This window comes from Paenibacillus castaneae (assembly GCF_002884445.1).
Classification (GTDB): domain Bacteria; phylum Bacillota; class Bacilli; order Paenibacillales; family Paenibacillaceae; genus Pristimantibacillus; species Pristimantibacillus castaneae.
In genome coordinates this window covers 1,764,212-1,782,761 of sequence record NZ_KZ614144.1, presented here as the reverse complement: position 1 = coordinate 1,782,761, position 18,550 = coordinate 1,764,212, and the positions used below count along the sequence as shown (strand labels likewise).

Here is an 18,550-nt window from a genome sequence, read left to right as displayed (position 1 = left end):
GCTCCTCTTATGATCTTTACTGTTATTCTTGCTGCTGTTCGATCCCTTTGCGCAAGGCGTTCCAGGCAAGCGTCGCGCACTTGATTCGTGCGGGGAATTTGTTCACGCCCGAAAGTGCGTCTAATTCTTCATATTCATCAAATTCGACAGGTTCACCCTTCATTAATGCCGAGAATTTCTCAGCCATGGAAAGTGCCTCATCAAATGTTTTCCCTTTAATCGCCTCTGTCATCATCGATGCAGAGCTCATGCTGATCGAGCAGCCTTCGCCGCTAAATTTTGCATCCGCTACTTTGCCTTCCTCCATCTGAAGCTGAAGGGAGATGCGGTCGCCGCAGGTTGGATTATTAAGGTTGATCGTTACCGATTCCTCATTCATCGTTCCGCGGTTTCGAGGATTTTTATAATGATCCATTATGACTCTGCGATATAAATCATCCAATTGCATGACCGAAGAACTCCTTTGTTTGTAATAAAGCATCGGCTAAGCGGTCAATGTCATCTTCTGTATTATATAGATAAAAGCTTGCTCTAGCCGTAGCCGATACATTCAACCAGCGCATAAGCGGTTGGCAGCAATGATGGCCTGCCCGAATCGCAATGCCTTTGGAATCAAGCACAGTCGCCACATCATGCGGATGAACGTCATCCAAATTGAAGGTGATGAGTCCGACCCGATTTTGCTTCGGCCCGTATATGGTAATATCATCCATCGCTGAAAGCTTCTCATAAGCATAAGCAGCTAGTCGCTTCTCATGCTGATCGATTTCATCAAGTCCAATCTCCTGCAGGAAATCAATTGCCGCCCCAAGCCCGACTGCACCTGCAATAATAGGTGTTCCGCCTTCGAAACGATAAGGAATTTCTTTCCAGGTTGATTCATAAAGATCTACAAAATCAATCATTTCGCCGCCAAATTCGATCGGCTCCATCTTATTCAGCAATGCCTTCTTGCCATACAAAGCGCCAATACCTGTTGGACCGCACATTTTATGTCCCGAAAAAGCATAAAAATCGACATCGAGAGCTTGCACGTCAACTTTCATATGCGGGGTGCTTTGAGCGCCATCGACTACCATAACAGCGCCATTGCGATGAGCGATTTCTGTAATTTCTTTAATAGGATTGATAAGTCCCAGCACATTCGAAACGTAAGTGACAGAAACCACCTTCGTATTCGGAGTAATGGTCTTCTCTACATCCTCCAGAGAAATTGTACCATCCGGCTGCAGCGGAATATATTTAAGTGTTGCACCCGTCGCTTTCGCAGCTTGCTGCCACGGAATCAGGTTACTGTGATGCTCCATTGGTGTGATGACAATTTCGTCGCCTTCTTTGCAGACCGAACGCGCATAGCTCGATGCGACCAAATTCAATGCAGTCGTCGTGCCCCGTGTAAATATAATTTGCTCGGGTGCTCCCGCATTCAGAAAAGCAGCGACCTTCTCGCGCGCTCCCTCATAGGCATCAGTCGCCCTGGAACCGAGTGTATGCACGCCGCGATGCACGTTCGCGTTATCCAACTCATAGTACCGATTAACCGCATCAATGACGGAGCGCGGCTTCTGCGAAGATGCCGCGCTGTCCAGATAAACGAGCGGGTGCCCGTTTATTTCTTGATGCAATATCGGGAACTGTTCCCGAATCGCATTTATATTCATCCCTCAAGCTTCCTTTCGAGCAAACGCTGAAGCTGCCCGCGTACCGCTTCGACCGGAATTTCCGATACGACCGGAGCCAAAAAGCCGTAAATAATTAAGCGTTCAGCGTCTTGCTTAGATATACCGCGTGACATCAGGTAATAGACCTGTTCAGGGTTAACTTGCCCAACGCTTGCCGCGTGACCGGCTGTTACATCATCTTCATCTATAAGCAAAATCGGATTGGCGTCACCGCGCGCTTTCGGGCTCAGCATGAGCACCTTCTCGGTTTGTACACCGTTCGCTTTGGTCGCACCTTTCTCAATTTTTGTAATACCGTTAATAATCGCGGAAGCAGAATCCTTCATTACCGCACGTGTTACCATGTTGCTGTCCGAGCTTTTGCCGAAATGAACAGCTTGTGTAGTCAGACTGTTCTGCTGAGCGTTTTTGCCGACGCTAATCACTTTAGCATCTGAATTAGATCCAGTGCCCTTAAGAATCGATTTCGTGTCGGACAATGTGTTTCCGTCATTCAGATCGCCAATAATCCATTCCATTTGGCCATCATTTTCTATGATTGAGCGGCGAATTGACATATCTACGCCAGTCTCAGCCATTTGATGAATGGTGCTAAAGCGAACGTGAGCGCCTGGCTTCACGAAAACCTCTACGATGGAAGGATGGACGAAAGGAGCACTGTTTGCTCCTGACTCAGATACTACACAATCCACGTAAGTCACTCGGCTATTATTGTCCGCTACAATTAAGATATGCGGAGCGAATGTCGCTTCAGCATTATCATTGTAGAAAATAGCTTGCAGCGGAAGCTCTACTTCTACGTTCTTAGGAACATAAACAAATATTCCGCCATTCCAGATCGCCGCATGAAGAGCTGTAAGCTTATCTTCGTCCTTCGCTACTGCTTTGAACAAATAGTTCTGAACAAGCTCGCCATGCTCCTTGCATGCTGTTTCTAAATCGGTGAAAATAACGCCTTTGCTTGCCAATTCACTTGAAAACTGGTTCCAAACCGTACCAGAATTGCGCTGTACAATCAGGTTTTCCGTGCCTTCTGTTACCAATTCGCGAACAGCTTCAGGCAGCTCGCTAATGGCTGAAACCGCTGACGGCTGCTCATAGCTGCCTACCGCTGTCAAATTCCAACGTTCAATTCGAACCTTCTCAGGCTTTGGCCAACCAAGTGTTCCGGCAAGCTCTGCAGCTTCACCGCGTAGTTCAACGAGCCAATTAGGCTCGCCTTTACTACGAGCCAGCGCTTCAGCAGCTTGACGGGTAGCCTGCGTCGATAGTTGTGTACTCATCCGTAATGCCCCCTTCTCCGCTTAAGCCTGGCCGACTGTTTCGTCTACAATGCCAAGTTCTTCTTTAACCCAATCATAACCTTCGTTTTCCAAACGCTCTGCCAACTCAGGACCGCCGGATTTAACAATGCGGCCTTGCATCATAACATGTACAAAATCTGGCGTAATATAGTTAAGCAAACGCTGATAGTGAGTAATAATGAGGAAACCGCGATCTTCCGAACGCATAGCGTTAACGCCTTGTGATACGATACGAAGCGCGTCAATATCCAGACCCGAATCGATTTCATCAAGAATGACGATACTTGGATCAAGCAGCATCATTTGCAAAATTTCATTCCGTTTTTTCTCGCCGCCTGAGAAGCCTTCATTCAAATAACGGTGAGCAAACTCCGGGTTCATTTCAAGTTCTTTCATTTTGCCTTCCATCTTGCGAATGAACTTAATGAGGGAAATCTCATTGCCTTCACCAAGACGTGCATTCAATGCGCTGCGAAGGAAATCAGAATTAGTTACGCCTGGAATTTCGCTTGGATATTGCATAGCTAGGAACAAGCCAGCCAAAGCACGCTCGTCAACGCTCATTTCAAGCAAATCTTCGCCGTTCAAAAGCGCTTTGCCTTCTGTTACTTCATATTTTGGATGTCCCATCAAAGCGGAAGCCAGTGTACTTTTGCCGGTACCGTTAGGGCCCATGATCGCGTGAATTTCTCCACCTTTAATTTCAAGATTTATTCCTTTAAGTATTTCTTTTCCGTCGATTGCCGCTTTCAGGCCATCGATGACAAAATGTGTCGCCATAATATGCTGATCCCTCCAAGGTTGGTTTAATTCGTTAGTTACAACTTTATTATCAAGCCTGTCTGTATAGAGTGATTCTCAAATGATTCTCAATAATCATTTTAATATAGTTTTTGTTATAAATCAATGTGAGTTGTACCCATCCCCCATGCAATGTCACTTTTTGGTCACATTTTGTACTAAAGCTTGCTTAATTTGCTTCACTTTATGTTGAAATTCATCCTCCTCGATTACCGGTGTTATTTTCGAATGGTCTGCTATATTGTCCAGTCTTACCCAAGATTTGCAGCCATTATAAGCGTCAAGCATCGGAATTTCCAATGCTTCCTCCAGTCGATAGACTCTGAGAATCAATAAATGAAGCGGATTTTTCTTCTTCCACCGCAATCTTTCCTGTGCGAACGTATCCGTCCATATATGAAATTCTCTTAAAAGATCGAGCGTATCCTGATCCGTTATCTCAATATCCTCAACAGCCTCGGCATATGCCTCCAGCTTGATGGTTTCCATACCGGGAGTCCAGTAAGTGAGCGTCTCATCCAATTTATTTTTGTATTCATCCTTCAACAGATGCTTTTTCTGATGCTCATATGCGGGCATTAAATAAAAAGCTGGACTAAGAAGCTGAAAGTCTCGTGTTTCTTCAATAATTCCGCCCTTGCGCATCATGATCATTTGCTTGCCTTCAGCTAATGCCTGCACGCTTACCGCCCACTCTTTTAAAGCAATATTTGGCCGTACTTTATCAGTATGCAATATGACTCCCCCATCGATCGGTCTTATATTTAATAACATTATATCAAACGGGGTATTCCAAGGCGAAAAAATATCCATTATACTATGTTGAGATGATTACTGGGCATTGTGCCCGACTAAATATAAAACGGAGGTGGACAGCCATGTCCTCATATCACCCTTTAACCGAGCAGGAAGCAATTGAAATAGCGCTCTCTCTCGATGGTTTCTTCCCGGCAGGAGCAGCTTTGCAATGCCGTGAGATTGGTGATGGCAACTTAAACTTAGTATTCCACATCACGGACTCGGCCAGCGGCAAGAGCCTTATTATGAAGCAGGCGCTGCCTTACGCTAAGGTTGTAGGAGAGTCTTGGCCTCTAACATTGGATCGGGCACGAATCGAGAGTGAGAAGCTTATTCTAGAAGGAGAGCTTGCCCCTGGCCTTGTGCCTCAAGTCTATAAATATGATTCCGAGCTCTATCTCACTATTATGGAAGATCTGAGCGATCATATTATCATGCGGCAAGGCTTGATTGCAGGCACACGCTATCCGAAATTTGCTGATGATATTTCAACATTCATGGCTCGCACATTATTTTTCACTTCCGATCTCGGAATGAATCAACAGGACAAAAAAAATCGCGTCAAAGCTTTTATTAATCCAGAGCTGTGCAAAATAACAGAAGATCTTATCTTCGACGATCCCTATACCAACTCTTCAAACAACAGCTTTGATCCCGCTATTAAAGATGCGGCTGCTGCACTTTGGGAGGATGATGAGCTTCACCTTGAAGTCGCCATTCTACGAGATAAGTTTTTGACAAATGCACAAGCCCTGCTTCACGGCGATCTTCATACAGGCAGCGTGTTTGCAACACCTCAGTCCACCAAAGTAATCGATCCTGAATTTGCTTTCTATGGCCCAATCGGCTTTGATATCGGTGCTGTAATCGCCAATCTCCTTCTGAACTTTGCCGGACAGGAGCACTGGTCAGCTAATAACGAAGAACGCAATGATTTCCGTCTATATTTAACAGATACGATTCGTAAGGTGTGGCAATTGTTTGAACAAAAATTTCTTGCGCTATGGGACGAGCATGGTCTAGATCGGATCGCTTCTTCAACGCCTGGCTACAAGAATTATTACATGAAGCGCTTATTGCAGGATGCTATAGGTTTTGCAGGCTGCAAAATGGTGCGCAGAATCGTCGGCTTATCACATGTCATCGATATTGACCGTATTCCAGACCCAGCGGTACGCGAGAAAGCACAGCGTCTTGCTCTAGCTATTGGAACAACCCTTATTCGTAATAACCGCAACGCGCAATCCATCGAGGAAGTAATCGATGCTGCATCAGCGGCTGTGAGCAACTAATAACAACAAGGAGGAAAATGACATCATGACAACTAATAATTATGCTGGTTTGCAATCGGTCATTTGGAAGGAAGACAGGCTGGATCTGCTGGACCAACGTTTATTGCCAGAGGAAGTTATATATTTGCCTTTGACGACAGCAGAGGATGTATGGGAAGCGATTCGCCATTTGAAGGTGCGGGGTGCTCCAGCAATCGGAATTTCGGCAGCATACGGCGTTGTTCTAGGCAGCCGCGACGAGCAAACTACAGAAGCATGGCTTTCACAAGTGAACAAACAAGCTGAATATTTAGCTACATCCCGCCCTACTGCAGTTAACTTGTTTTGGGCATTAGACCGTATGAAGGCTGCTGCGGCAGCTTATGCAGAAAAAGGATTATCGCTTGAGGATAGCAAAGCAGCCTTGCTTGCCGAAGCAATCGCCATTCAAGTCGAAGATGAGGAAACAAACCGCCAGATCGGCGAGCATGCTCTGTCCTTATTCAAGGATGATATGGGGGTGCTGACTCACTGCAACGCAGGCGGCTTGGCAACGGCTAAATACGGCACGGCGCTGGCTCCGTTCTATCTTGCACTAGAGCGCGGCATTACGCTGCGCGTATTCGCAGACGAGACACGTCCCGTACTTCAAGGCGCACGTTTGACTGCATTTGAGCTGCAGCAAGCAGGCGTAGATGTCACTTTGATTTGTGATAATATGGCTGGAATGGTCATGTCTAAAGGCTGGATTGATGCTGTAATCGTGGGTACTGACCGAGTAGCGGCAAACGGCGATGTAGCTAACAAAATTGGAACTTACAGCGTAGCTGTTTTGGCAAAGGCTCATGGCATTCCCTTCTATGTAGCCAGCCCATTATCAACCATTGACCTCAGCACGCCTACTGGAGCAGAAATTCCGATTGAAGAGCGAAATGCAGAGGAAATTACAGAAGGCTTCGGCAAACGTACCGCACCTCAAGGCGTAAAGGTATACAATCCCGCCTTTGATGTGACACCAAATGAATATGTAACAGCTATTATTACTGAAAAAGGAATTGTTCAAGCTCCTTATGATGTTAATCTGCGCAAGCTGTTCGAGGAAGCTTAAAGAGCTTAAGCCCTCCTTTTAGCCCTATTGCGATTCATAATACAAAAAGCCCTAATCGTCTAACGGACAGCAAATCCGAATGACTCATTAGGGCTTTTTTTATTTTATACTAGAGCATTAAACGAAGCGCTTCCGAGCCCTTCATGCCAACCACGATACCTAAAGCTTCTGCCGTGAAAGTAACTGATTCCAGAGGCGCCTCCATTAATTCCTCCAAGGTTCGTACGCCAACGGCACGGCCGGCAATGATTTCCCGATCCTTTAACCGTTCGTTAAGGAGGGAGACATCTAAAGCACCGCACATAATATATCCCTTGTCAGTCATTATGGCGAGCAACGTTGTTTTGGGCAGTTTTGCTTCAATTCCAAGCACCGTTTCTCCATGCTCAAGTGTGAAAGGAACCATTCGCATCATATGGGATCCACCCCCTTCGCTCCTTTTTGTAAGAGGAATTACACTGCACCATCATTATATGCAAAATTATTTCCGCAGTGTTGGTCAAATGCTCATTTATCGTCTATATGAAATATAATTTTAGTGGTATATTAGTACTATATTAAACCCCACGGAGGTCTTATGAATAAATACCCCTCAGACCAATCATCCTTTGTATTCAATATCGAGGTTCTTGTAGAAGGAAAAAACAACGGCGAAGCTTTAGCAGAGCTCATTCATGCATTGAACAGCAATCATTTTCTTGATTACCGAATCCTTTCAGGCATTAAGCTTGGTCAGGAAATCGATGTAAGAAAAGCAAACAGCCAGTCCATTGAAGACCTATCCATTCAGCTCCCGCCGACTCCAAGCACGAAAGAAGATACTCCGCCAGTTCAGGCGATCTCTAACGAAGCTTACACACAATCTGAATCTTCGAACGGATTCGATAATATAAGAGCGTTAATGAAAAGCAATTCATTGATACGATTAATCGTAAACAAAGGGCTTGGCATTAAACTCAGCATACCATGCAGAATTATTAACATGGACGAGAAAGAAAATCTCATCACGGTATATCACGTGGACGAGAAGCAAGTATATACGTTCCGAATGAATGAAATTGAGGATTTCTCCTAACTCGATACACAAATACTTTAAAGGAGCAGTTCCAAAAGTAGCTAAGGCAACTTTTGGGGCGGCTCCTTTTGTACTTCCGCCATTCCCCCCGATAATAGAGCTAATTTCTAGCTCTATTCGGTTCAGCCTTCGTCATATGAGCCTCAAATTTAGAAAAAGGGGCTGTCCCTTAAGGTCCATGACCTTAAGAGACAACCCCATTCATTGTTTAGGAGGAGACTATGTATACGTGTATGCTTATCCCGCCATTAACATCTGTTCAATATTATCGCTTGTTACTGGAGGGCTCCATAGATAGCCCTGCATTTCATCGCATTTATGCTTTCGCAGAAAAACCATTTGTTCTTCGTTTTCAACGCCTTCTGCGATGACCTGAATGTTCAGATTATGTGCCATTGCAATAATCGCTGCAACAATTTCTGCATCATTAGGATCCTGCTGAATGTCGCGCACGAAGGAACGGTCAATTTTCAAACGGTCAATCGGGAAATTTTTCAAATAATGAAATGAGCTGTAGCCGGTGCCGAAATCATCAATGCTAATGTTAACGCCCAACTCAGTCAGATCCAGCAAGCAGCGCGATACTTGAGATACATCCATCGTCATTGACTCTGTTATTTCTAAATCCAAATATTTAGCGTCGAGGCCTGTTTTCTCAAGAACGCTGGATACCTTTGCGGTGAGATCATTTTGGACAAATTGTCTAATTGATAAATTAACAGACACTGGAATATGCGGTAGACCTGCATCCTGCCAAGCTTTATTTTGCCGGCATGCTTCCTCAAGCACCCAATCGCCTATTTGAACGATCATTCCGCTCTCTTCTGCAAGAGGGATGAAGCTTGCAGGCGGAATCATGCCTCTCTGTGGGTGATTCCATCTGACAAGCGCCTCAACGCCTACCATTGAGCCTGATAGCAGATCATATTGGGGCTGATAATGAAGAATAAATTCATTTCGTTGAATGGCTCTGTACATTTCATGCTGAAGCGTAAGCCGCTCTAAAGATGAATTGCTCCAGCTGTCTGAATATAACAGGCAATCATTCTTCCCGCTCTCCTTCACTTTCACCAATGCCATATCTGCTTTCTTGATAAGCGTATAGCTGTCATCATCCTCATTCCGATTCGTCACCGAGCCGATGCTGGCTGTAATATGTAAAGGAAAGCCTCTTAATTCATAAGGCTCTTCAATTGATTTCAGAAGTTGACGAGATCGTTCGAGCAGCTGCTTATCCGATTGCGCATTACAGAACAACAAAGCGAATTCGTCGCCTTCCAGGCGTGCGGCAAAATCGTTCTCAGAGAGGTCTCTGCTTAATCTCTCGGCAACCTGCATCAGCAGCATATCGCCAAACTCGCGTCCAAAGGAAGCGTTAACAAGCTTAAAGCGGTCTAAATCCAAATAGCATATGCCGACTACGCGCTCTTCTTCTTTCGCACTGCTGAGCGTTTCGTTTAATTTTATTTGAAATAATGTACGATTGGGCAAACCAGTCATATCATCATAATATGCCATATATCGTATGCGTTCGACATTTCGTTTGCGATCACTGAGGTCTTGGCTGATCATGACGATACCGATGACCTCATCCTCTTGATTCATAGGTGCGCAGACAACCTGAAGCTCCAGCGGAAAGCCGGAACGATGAGTAATATTGATATTGGTCTGATTAGCCTCGCCGAGCAGCGCCTTCTCGAATGAATCATGCAGCATCTGTCTGCTGCTATGCTCGACCAGTCGAGAAATAGGCTCTCCCAGCAGCTCCGTTCGCTGATAGCCAAGGGTGCGGCTTGACGCTTCGTTCAATTCCATAACATTTCCGTTTCGATCCAGTATAGCAAGCGGTACAGCCTCAGAACGGAGCAATGTCTCCACAATTGCAGTGTGGTAATGATGAAAGCCAAGCCCCTTCAGGCGGCTTATATAAACAATAATTGCTGTAATAATTAATGTTGAAGCAATGGAAAAAGCGATCCATTTGTACATCGGATTAGTAATCCATAGAAAAGAAATAACGATCCAAACTGACGCAAATGCTGCCAGCAGCCAACTAACTCTTGACGCTCCGTAGAACGGCTTTACATACTGCCGCTTATGTTTATCAGGCAAACCATCCGTCCGTTTTGTCACGCACCAACGTCCTTCCTCTAATACGAGTCAAGTGAGTGTTCGCTTTATTATAAACGATGTAGCCGCTTCGGTATAGAAATATTTACTAAAGAAAATGATTTATTTGTCAGAAATCAAAGAACGATGTCAGATAACCGTTATTTCTTTGATGATTTCAAAGCAGCAGCGATCACATAAGCCCAGCCTGCGATGAGAGCTATCCCGCCGAAAGGTGTAATTATTCCCAGCTTGCTTACTCCAGTTAATGTCAGCGCGTAGAGGCTTCCGCTGAATAGGACAGTTCCTGCCAAAATAAGACGAGCCCCCATTAAAGCAAGCTTGCTCCCACCAATTTGCTTTGCCAGCAGCGCAATGAGCATAAGGCCGAGCGCACTGTACATGTGATAACGGACGCCTGTTTCAAAAACTTGCAAGTAATGCTCACTGAGCCTATTCTCTAATCCATGTGCTCCGAAAGCGCCTAATGCGATGGATAGAGCTGCATTAAACGCTCCAATAGCAAAATATTTGGGAAACATATGTTTTCAATCCCTTCAGATTTGTGTATAATTTTACCTTAATTAGCAAAGGAGATGATAGTAATGAATAATGAACATGACAACTCCAATGATCCGCATACAGGGCATACAATTGGGCTAGAAAAACAAGATACAAGCAGTTCAGCGTTTTCTCCCAATCCTTTTGAGTCCGGCTTCTCCAATCCGCCATTTGTGCCGGAAGTCCCGAAGACACATTCCAAGCTTGGCGTTGCCTCTTTTATTCTAGCTTTAGTTGCAGTCGTTCTATTTATTGTAGCAATCGCGTTCGGTTCTGTATTTGTTAAACAGATCGTAGATAGCAATATTGTGCTGGCTGATCCTTCTGATAGAGCTGCTTTCGAAGCTTCTCTTCAAAACTATTTAGAAGATCTAGGAAAAGAATTCTTTATACCTGTTATGATTGCCGTTATGAGCGTACTCGCAGCCATGGCTTTATCCTTTGTTGGACTTATTCTCGGAATCATTGGCGCTTTTACCAAAATGCGCAAAAAAGCATACAGCGTGGTCGGAATTATTATAAACGGATTAATTGTAGTCAGCACGATAGGTTTCTTTATCATAGGATTAGTATTTGCCGCAGCTGGCAGCGTTTAAACACTGATCCTTTCTTATTTGATACATAAAGTCTGCTGCAGCCTCCAAGGAGTGCTGGAAGCAGACTTTTTCATTATCGGGTGTTACTTCACAGTAATGAGAGTTCGGCTAAATCCTTCCTTCGTCTTATTAACCTCAAGACAAGCAGGGAAAGCATCCTTAAGCTCCTGCACATGCGAGATAACGCCGATCATTCTGCCAGCCCTCTGCAAATCTACTAGTGCGTTAATCGCCTTCTGCAACGATTCCTCGTCGAGTGAGCCAAAGCCTTCGTCAATAAACATCATCTCGATCGTTACGCCTCCCTGATGCGATTGGATAACATCAGTCATTCCAAGTGCCAGACATAGAGAAGCATTAAATTTCTCACCGCCGGATAACGTCTTCACATCACGGTTCTGGCCCGTGTACGCATCATAGACATCAAGCCCTAACCCGCTTTGCTTTCCTCGTGTCTCAAGCCGTTCACTTCTTTGCAAGGTGAACTGTCCGCCTGAAAGCTCGCGAAGACGCGCGTTGGCTGCATATAGAATCTGTTCCAGAAATTCAATTAATATATAACGCTCGAACGAAATTTTCAAAGCATTGTCGCCCTTCAGCATTTGAAATACGTCCATTACTTCCTCAAGGCTGGCTTCCAGCTTCTTCACATGCGCATATGCCCGTCCTATAGAAGCAGATAATCGCCTTGCTTCCAATGCAACTTGCTGCGCGGTCTGAGCTGCGGCAATCATTTGCTCCAGCTGCTGCTTTAAGGCAGTAAGCTGCTCCTGAAGGCTATCAAGATCAACCCTCTGCTTCCCGGCAAGCTCTAATTGAAGCTCAATCAGCTGCTGATTAAGCAGCGCAACCGCTGCTCGGTAGGCTTCAATGTCCTTCCTAAGCGTATCCCTGGCTTCCTCAGACAATACGGCTTCATTGTACTGCTGAATATGAGCAAATCCAGCTTTCCCAAGCTCTTCCGTCTGACGATGCTCGGCAAATAATTTATTTTTTTCAGCTTCCTCCAGCTGCTTCTCCGACTGATCGGTATAAGCCTTCTGTTCGGCCAGCTTAGTTGTCGCACGCTGGAGCCATTCCTGCGCTGTTTTCCATGCGGCTGTAAGACGATCTAATGAAGCTTTCGTCTCATTAAGCTTAGCTGTCAGGTGCTCTGGAGAACGCAGCTGCTCAGGTATACGGTCAAGCTCCTTCTGGAGCGCCGAATGCTGGGCTGTGCGCTCAATTATTCGGTGCTGCTGCTCTTTTTGAAGCTGCTCCTTCTCCGTTTGCTGCTTCTCGAGCAGCTGATCAAGCTGATCAATCAGCTGCTTAAGTTCTGGCAGCTGCTTTGATTTAAGCAGCAGCTTGTCTGTATCTTCCTTGAGCGCGCGCCATTGCTGCAGCAGCTCAGCTCTTTGCTCCTCCAGCCTCACCGCTTGCAATCCGAACTCAGCAAGCTCTTTCACCCCGTCATCCCGGGTCGCTTTCGCTGCTGCCGCCTGAGCTCGTGCTCCAAGCAGCTCCCGCTCGACTGCGCTAAGCTGCACCTTTATTTCCTGCAGCCGCTCTCGTGAAGGAATCTCGGCAGATGTCAACGCCTTGTCGGGATGATGCTCGCTTCCGCACACCGGACAAGGCTTGCCGTCATGCAAATGAGTGGCGAGCAGTGCAGCCTGTCCTTCTATCCATGAGTTCTCCAGCTGGTCATGCTCCATCTTCGCCGCTGCAAATGATTGTCCAAATTCCAGTTCAAGCTGGGCTGCGCGCGCCATATCCTTCTCGACATCCACCAGACGATTCAACTGTTTTCCATGCTGCTCCACCTGGCGGAGCTTGTCCAGCTTCTCCGTCAATTGAGCGGTTTCCAGCTCTGTATCTTTAATTAATTGATTCGCCACTTGTTTGCGACCACGCAGCTGAACAAGAGCAGCTTCCGCAGCTTGCAGCTTAGCTTCACAGCCTTTCTCCTCCTGCAGGAGCTTGTCAATTGCTTGCTGCTGATGTGCTAGCGTTCTAACGATTGGCGCCATCTCGTTTAGTTTATTCCATTCTCGCTCCATGTCACGCCGATCATCCTCGCGCTTCTCCTCCAAGGCATAACGCTCAGTTGCCTGAGAATGCTCGTGCTGTGCTGTTTCCTGTTCACTCCGCCTCATTAAGAGCTGGCTTCGCTTCAACAACACATCAGCGTTCATTCGTTCAGCCTGCTCGATGTAAGGGGCCAGATGAGCAGCCTTCTCTGCAAGAGTAAGCTGCTGCTCTTTCCTATCGTAGTCCACTTTCTGCATATCCAGCAATTGCTGCTGTAATTGTTTTCTATCATGCTCTGTATGTTTGCTATTTATGGCCATAGCAATCCGGAGCTGCTCTTCGTGCTTATTCAGCTCAGCAGTAAGCAGCTCCTTCCCTTCGCCCGCTTGCTCAGCAAGCTTCCGATAATAGTCGAATTCCAGCTCCAAAGCCTCTGTTACTTGTACCGCACTAAAGATCTCCTGCTTAAATGTACGGGAAAGCTCACTCTCCTCACGCTCAGGCAAAGCCTCCTGCGCTTGCTTCATATAAGCATTCGCTGTTGCCTTTGCTTCTTTAAGCTCGTCCTGCAGGTCGCGATTTTTCCGTTGGAAACGGTTCTCAAGCCGTTCATAGAGCTCCGTGCGGAAAATCCGCCTTAAAATTTCTTCCTTATTATCCGTATCGGAAGTTAGAAGCTTGCGAAACTCTCCTTGAGGCAGCATAACAATTTGACTGAACTGTTCCTTTGTTAGCCCGATAATTTGTTCTAGCTTTGCATTGACGTCCGATACGATGAAGCGATCTACTGCCGGAACCGCCGTGCCGCTTGTCGTCTCATACAACTCAGCCTTGCCGCCCGTCTCGCTCTTGTTCCCGCCCTTGCGATGAGGCATTTGCCGGAGAACAGAATAGCTTCTTCGTCCGACCGCGAAATCGAATATGACGGAGGTATGGGTATCTTCATCAGCGAAATGGCTGCGCAGCATACGCGCATCGGAGCGGTCCTCACCGCTTGCCGTACCATAGATTGCAAAGCAAATCGCATCAAATATCGATGTTTTGCCCGCTCCTGTATTACCTGATATGACGAACAGCCGACGATGCTCCAACAAGCTGAAATCGATTGATTCCGAATCGCGATAAGGGCCGAATGCCGTCATGGTTAGCTTGAGTGGTCTCATACGGCTCCCCCTTCCTCACGCAGCAGCTCTGCATACGTATCGGCGAACAGCTGTTTTTTGGCTTCGGACAGCTGCTGCCCTTTAACCTCTTGATAGAATGCTGCGAACAGCTCTATCGGATCGGCCTCTCGCCTTCCCGTATTGCCGCTAATTTCCCCTGTGCTATCAGCCCCGTTGCTGCTGTTCAGGAGCAACGGCCTGCGCTCCACATTAAGTGCATTCGGATAAACCGCACGCACCTTTTCCATCGGAAATAATACTGGATTATCATTAAGCAGCGTGACAAATACATAATCATCGTTTACGGCGTGCTTCTCTATTTCTTCTATGTGAGCAGCCACTCGCCTCATATCGTGCAGCGGCAGCAGCTCGCGCTTCTCAATACGAGCCTCACCCGCTTCATCGAGCTCAATGACCAAGTAACCCTTTGCATGGGTTTCCTCTGAAATGGAATATTTCAATGGTGAACCCGCATACCTTATCGTGTTGTTCCGAACAAAATGAGCCTGATGCAGATGACCAAGCGCAGTATAATGAAAACGCTCGAAATGAGCTGCGCTGACATGCTCGGCTCCCCCAATTGATAATGGCCGCTCGGAATCGCTAGTGTTAAGCTCAGGCTCTCCGGTTGCCGTAACAAAGGCATGCCCAACAAAAATATGCCTAGCGGCAGGGTCCATTATAGTTTCCAGCTTCGAGGTAATAGCTCGCATGGCATCATCATGAGTGCGTATCGATTCATCTTGGAGGATATGTCGAACCATCGCGGGATCAGCGTAGGGCACGAGATGAAAATGAACCTCGCCGTGTGCATCACGGAGTATGACAGGCTTAGGCTCATCCTTCCATTGCCCCACGATATAGAGACCGCGGTTTTCCATTAGCTTCGAACCGAAATTGATGCGATCAGGACTATCATGGTTGCCTGAAATGGCAAGCACTGGCGTATTCAAATCAATAACGATCCGTTTCAATATCTCATCCAACAATTCAACCGCTTCGGTCGGCGGCACTGCACGATCATAGAGATCGCCTGCAATAATTACCGCATCCGGCCTTTCTGCTTCTACTGCTTGCAGAAGCTGCTCCAGCACGTACCGCTGATCTTCCGTCATATATACGCCTTGCACAAGCTTGCCTAGATGCCAGTCCGCAGTATGAAATAATTTCATTCGTTGCTAACATCCTTTCTTTGCATTTCTTCATTTCTACCATTCTATCATTTATATTACCATTCGTTTCAGCGCATCGCATAGCGCACCAATAATCGGCTGTATATTGTTATTGCGCAAATGACCATTACAAGATAAAGTAAAGGACGATTCTCATGCTATTACTCATTAATACTATTATAATTACAACGTTGGAGGTCAACAAACTTGTCACGCTTAACCGTCCGTTTATCCAAAAATTACATTCTGCTTCTCATCGTCGTGTTCGGCGGTTTTCTCATCTTCGGCTTTTCCGAAAATATTAAAGGGCCAGCACTTCCCAGAATGCAGGCAGAATTAAAGCTCGATGAGCTGCAGGTCGGTATCCTTCTTGCCTTCAACTCCCTTGGCTATCTTATTGCATGCAGCTTTACTGGCTGGCTTGCCCGCCGTGGAGGGATGAAGCTAACGACATCGCTTGCATTCGGCTCCATGGCGGTCTCAGGCGTTTGTATCTATTACGCTGCCAATTACACATCCCTATCTGCCGCTTACTTTCTCATGTATATCGGTAATGGGGTACTAGAAATTGGGCTCGCGATATTAGCAGCCCGCATTTTCATCAAAAACACGGGCACCATGATGAACCTTGCTCATTTTTTCTATGGTCTTAGCTCTATGTTTGCTCCCATGATCGCCTCTTCGCTAATGGGCATAAATGTATTTGGTTCTGCCCTCGGCTGGCGCGGTATGTATATGCTGATGCTCGCTTTATCTATTTTGCCAATGATACCTGCACTGATGGCACGATACTCGAATGATGGAGCGAAGCAGGAGGATCGGATCTCGATAAAGGAATATACGAGAGAGCCTATTGCTTGGCTAATCGTCCTGGTGCTCTCCTTCGGAGTTGTCTCGGAGCTTGCTGTCGGCGGCTGGCTCGTTAATTTCCTGGAAAAAGCATACGGCTGGAGCGTCGATTCTTCATCCAAAATGCTCTCCGCCTTCTTCTTCTGCTTCATGATTGCGCGGCTTGTACTGGGGCCTGTGACAGATAAAATCGGCTATACGATGTCGCTCATTCTATTGTCCGCATTTTCCGGCGTATGCTCGATTACTGCTATTATAGTTGGCGAGCCCGGTGCGTTTCTATTTGCTCTCGCAGGTGTCGGCATCGCACCGATCTATCCTACTGTTATGGCTCTGCTGGCTAAACGATATCCTAACAGCGTCGACACAGCCATTACGTTTACAGTAACCTTGATGGGCATTGCCAGCGTAATAGGCAACCTAGCTATAGGCTTCATCACGGAATGGACAAAGCACCTGTTCGCATATGGCGAGCTCGAAGAAGCCGGACTAATCGCCGGCTTGCAGGGTGGATATTTGTTCATTGGCGCATGTGCCCTGCTCTGCTCCTTCACCTCTATCATCCTATACCGTATGCTCAAGAAGCAAAACGCCATTTTATAAGCAAATTAAGAAAATGCCTCCGCCTATGCTGATCTACAGCGTATAGCAGAGGCATTTCTCCTATATATTTAAAACATCAAACAATCCTTTGAGCACAATGTCCGCTTAGGAGGAATAATCATTAAGCCATAAGCTAGATTGATAGAAATGGACTTATTTTCCTTCACATAACCGCTCGGCACTTGAATATATTGAGTAACAGACAAGAAAAAGCGAAAAGGTATGGTTTTCGTTTCTTGCATGCTGCAGTAGTAACTTATTCGAAATGAGGTGAGGGTAATGGAGTCAAAGCCGCTGTTTATTGTATCCCGCGAGGATTGGTCACTCCACCGCAAAGGCTATGAGGATCAAGCGCGGCATCAGGAGAAGGTACAAGAAGCCATTAAGCAAAACCTTCCCGATCTGGTTTCCGACGAAAGCATCATCTTGTCTGACGGCAAGCGTACGATCAAGGTACCCATTAAAAGTCTCGACGAAACTCACTTTATATACAACTACAACAAGAAGCAGCATGTCGGACAAGGAGATGGAGATTCGCAGGTAGGCGATGTGTTGGGAGTTGATCCGCAAGCCGCTAAGGGGCCCGGCAAAGGTCAGGATGCTGGAGACCAACCGGGAGAAGATGTCATTGATACGGAGATCAGCATTGACCAGCTGGAGGATATGCTGTTTGATGAGCTCGAGCTGCCTAATTTGGAACAGAAGCAGAAAGATCAGCTGCAAACGACTGAAATTGTTTTTCAGGATATACGCAAAAAAGGCATTATGTCTAATATTGATAAAAAACGAACCTTAATCGAGAATCTTAGGCGCAACGCAAACGCTGGGAAATCCGGCATCGGCGGCATCTCACCTGACGATCTTCGTTATAAAACCTGGAATGAAATCGTAAAGCCGCAATCGAATGCCGTCATACTCGCGCTCATGGACACGTCTGGCAGCATGGGCTCATTCGAGAAATATTGCGCGCGAAGCTTCTTTTTCTGGATGACCCGCTTCCTGCGCCGGAAGTATGAGCATGTGGAAATCGTCTTTATCGCCCATCACACGGAAGCCAAGGAAGTTACAGAAGAGGAGTTTTTCAATCGCGGCGAAAGCGGCGGTACGATATGCTCCTCCGCATACCAGAAGGCTATAGACATTATTGACAGCCGTTATCCTACAGCCAATTGGAATATATACCCCTTCCATTTCTCCGATGGCGACAACCTCACATCTGACAATGAGAGATGCGTGAAGCTCATTAATCAATTAATGGAGCGTAGCAATATATTCGGCTATGGCGAGGTTAATCAGTACAACAGGAGCAGTACACTAATGTCAGCATATAAGCATATCAACCATAAGAAATTTATGTATTCCATTATTAAGGAGAAAGGCGAGGTTTATAAGGCGCTGAAAACCTTTTTCTCCAAAAAAACAGTCAGCTCATAACTTCACCCTGC

At 46.3% G+C, this 18,550-nt stretch carries 16 protein-coding genes; 6 read left to right on the top strand and 10 right to left on the bottom strand.

From position 1 onward, the window contains the following. Window positions 1-22: 22 nt before the first annotated feature. The 5 genes from sufU to CEF13_RS07685 form a co-directional block, all read right to left on the bottom strand. Window positions 23-448: a Fe-S cluster assembly sulfur transfer protein SufU gene (gene sufU, locus CEF13_RS07705; RefSeq protein ID WP_102710150.1), complete on the bottom strand. Its 426-nt coding sequence runs from the start codon at window positions 446-448 to the stop codon at window positions 23-25. Further along, on the bottom strand, window positions 435-1,661 hold the full coding sequence (locus CEF13_RS07700) for a cysteine desulfurase (RefSeq protein WP_102710149.1): 1,227 nt from the start codon (window positions 1,659-1,661) through the stop codon (window positions 435-437). The genes sufU and CEF13_RS07700 overlap by 14 nt, the downstream gene beginning before the upstream one ends. After that, window positions 1,658-2,965, bottom strand: coding sequence for a Fe-S cluster assembly protein SufD (sufD, locus tag CEF13_RS07695; protein WP_102710148.1), 1,308 nt, complete (start codon window positions 2,963-2,965; stop codon window positions 1,658-1,660). The genes CEF13_RS07700 and sufD overlap by 4 nt, the downstream gene beginning before the upstream one ends. A gap of 21 nt (window positions 2,966-2,986) precedes the next feature. Further along, entirely contained in the window at window positions 2,987-3,766 is a 780-nt protein-coding gene (gene sufC, locus CEF13_RS07690; RefSeq protein ID WP_102710147.1) for a Fe-S cluster assembly ATPase SufC, read from the bottom strand. Between the two features lie 156 nt (window positions 3,767-3,922). Then, window positions 3,923-4,522, bottom strand: coding sequence for a DUF1802 family protein (locus CEF13_RS07685; protein WP_243864509.1), 600 nt, complete (start codon window positions 4,520-4,522; stop codon window positions 3,923-3,925). Between the two features lie 143 nt (window positions 4,523-4,665). Here CEF13_RS07685 and mtnK point away from each other — a divergent pair, with 143 nt between their 5' ends. Next, window positions 4,666-5,877: an S-methyl-5-thioribose kinase gene (gene mtnK, locus CEF13_RS07680; RefSeq protein WP_102710145.1), complete on the top strand. Its 1,212-nt coding sequence runs from the start codon at window positions 4,666-4,668 to the stop codon at window positions 5,875-5,877. Between the two features lie 25 nt (window positions 5,878-5,902). Continuing rightward, a complete protein-coding gene (mtnA, locus tag CEF13_RS07675; protein WP_102710144.1) occupies window positions 5,903-6,964 on the top strand; it encodes an S-methyl-5-thioribose-1-phosphate isomerase in 1,062 nt (353 codons plus the stop codon). 109 nt (window positions 6,965-7,073) lie between these two features. Here mtnA and CEF13_RS07670 read toward each other — a convergent pair whose 3' ends face one another. Further along, a complete protein-coding gene (locus CEF13_RS07670) occupies window positions 7,074-7,379 on the bottom strand; it encodes a YunC family protein (protein WP_102710143.1) in 306 nt (101 codons plus the stop codon). 162 nt (window positions 7,380-7,541) lie between these two features. Here CEF13_RS07670 and CEF13_RS07665 point away from each other — a divergent pair, with 162 nt between their 5' ends. After that, on the top strand, window positions 7,542-8,039 hold the full coding sequence (locus tag CEF13_RS07665) for a hypothetical protein (protein WP_102710142.1): 498 nt from the start codon (window positions 7,542-7,544) through the stop codon (window positions 8,037-8,039). Between the two features lie 237 nt (window positions 8,040-8,276). Here CEF13_RS07665 and CEF13_RS07660 read toward each other — a convergent pair whose 3' ends face one another. Together CEF13_RS07660 and CEF13_RS07655 are read right to left on the bottom strand one after the other, a co-directional pair. After that, window positions 8,277-10,172, bottom strand: a complete 1,896-nt coding sequence (locus tag CEF13_RS07660; RefSeq protein WP_244917056.1) for a putative bifunctional diguanylate cyclase/phosphodiesterase — start codon at window positions 10,170-10,172, stop codon at window positions 8,277-8,279. Window positions 10,173-10,309: 137 nt separating this feature from the next. Further along, window positions 10,310-10,690 carry a DUF423 domain-containing protein gene (locus tag CEF13_RS07655; protein ID WP_102710141.1) on the bottom strand — a complete coding sequence of 127 codons (381 nt, stop codon included), beginning with the start codon at window positions 10,688-10,690 and terminating at the stop codon, window positions 10,310-10,312. A 63-nt stretch (window positions 10,691-10,753) separates the two neighbouring features. Between CEF13_RS07655 and CEF13_RS07650 the strand changes: the two genes are divergently transcribed. Continuing rightward, complete coding sequence (locus CEF13_RS07650; protein ID WP_102710140.1) at window positions 10,754-11,305, top strand: hypothetical protein; 552 nt, start codon at window positions 10,754-10,756, stop codon at window positions 11,303-11,305. Window positions 11,306-11,388: 83 nt separating this feature from the next. Here the strand turns inward: CEF13_RS07650 and CEF13_RS07645 are convergent, their stop codons facing one another. Together CEF13_RS07645 and CEF13_RS07640 are read right to left on the bottom strand one after the other, a co-directional pair. Then, the gene (locus CEF13_RS07645) at window positions 11,389-14,481 is read right to left on the bottom strand and encodes an AAA family ATPase (protein WP_102710139.1); all 3,093 of its coding nucleotides are present in this window, start codon (window positions 14,479-14,481) and stop codon (window positions 11,389-11,391) included. Next, a complete protein-coding gene (locus CEF13_RS07640) occupies window positions 14,478-15,653 on the bottom strand; it encodes an exonuclease SbcCD subunit D (RefSeq protein ID WP_102710138.1) in 1,176 nt (391 codons plus the stop codon). The genes CEF13_RS07645 and CEF13_RS07640 overlap by 4 nt, the downstream gene beginning before the upstream one ends. 207 nt (window positions 15,654-15,860) lie before the next feature. On the opposite strand from CEF13_RS07640, the gene CEF13_RS07635 reads away from it, so the two are divergent. After that, a complete protein-coding gene (locus CEF13_RS07635) occupies window positions 15,861-17,105 on the top strand; it encodes an MFS transporter (protein ID WP_102710137.1) in 1,245 nt (414 codons plus the stop codon). Between the two features lie 279 nt (window positions 17,106-17,384). After that, window positions 17,385-18,539, top strand: a complete 1,155-nt coding sequence (yhbH, locus tag CEF13_RS07630) for a sporulation protein YhbH (protein ID WP_102710136.1) — start codon at window positions 17,385-17,387, stop codon at window positions 18,537-18,539. Window positions 18,540-18,550 lie beyond the last annotated feature (11 nt).

Bases quoted from the DNA above. Each gene is read 5' to 3' on its own strand.
- sufU (WP_102710150.1), bottom strand. From the start codon at position 448: ATGCAATTGGATGATTTATATCGCAGAGTCATAATGGATCATTATAAA.
- CEF13_RS07700 (WP_102710149.1), bottom strand. From the start codon at position 1,661: ATGAATATAAATGCGATTCGGGAACAGTTCCCGATATTGCATCAAGAA.
- sufD (WP_102710148.1), bottom strand. From the start codon at position 2,965: ATGAGTACACAACTATCGACGCAGGCTACCCGTCAAGCTGCTGAAGCG.
- sufC (WP_102710147.1), bottom strand. From the start codon at position 3,766: ATGGCGACACATTTTGTCATCGATGGCCTGAAAGCGGCAATCGACGGA.
- mtnK (WP_102710145.1), top strand. From the start codon at position 4,666: ATGTCCTCATATCACCCTTTAACCGAGCAGGAAGCAATTGAAATAGCG.
- mtnA (WP_102710144.1), top strand. From the start codon at position 5,903: ATGACAACTAATAATTATGCTGGTTTGCAATCGGTCATTTGGAAGGAA.
- CEF13_RS07670 (WP_102710143.1), bottom strand. From the start codon at position 7,379: ATGATGCGAATGGTTCCTTTCACACTTGAGCATGGAGAAACGGTGCTT.
- CEF13_RS07665 (WP_102710142.1), top strand. From the start codon at position 7,542: ATGAATAAATACCCCTCAGACCAATCATCCTTTGTATTCAATATCGAG.
- CEF13_RS07655 (WP_102710141.1), bottom strand. From the start codon at position 10,690: ATGTTTCCCAAATATTTTGCTATTGGAGCGTTTAATGCAGCTCTATCC.
- CEF13_RS07650 (WP_102710140.1), top strand. From the start codon at position 10,754: ATGAATAATGAACATGACAACTCCAATGATCCGCATACAGGGCATACA.
- CEF13_RS07645 (WP_102710139.1), bottom strand. From the start codon at position 14,481: ATGAGACCACTCAAGCTAACCATGACGGCATTCGGCCCTTATCGCGAT.
- CEF13_RS07640 (WP_102710138.1), bottom strand. From the start codon at position 15,653: ATGAAATTATTTCATACTGCGGACTGGCATCTAGGCAAGCTTGTGCAA.
- yhbH (WP_102710136.1), top strand. From the start codon at position 17,385: ATGGAGTCAAAGCCGCTGTTTATTGTATCCCGCGAGGATTGGTCACTC.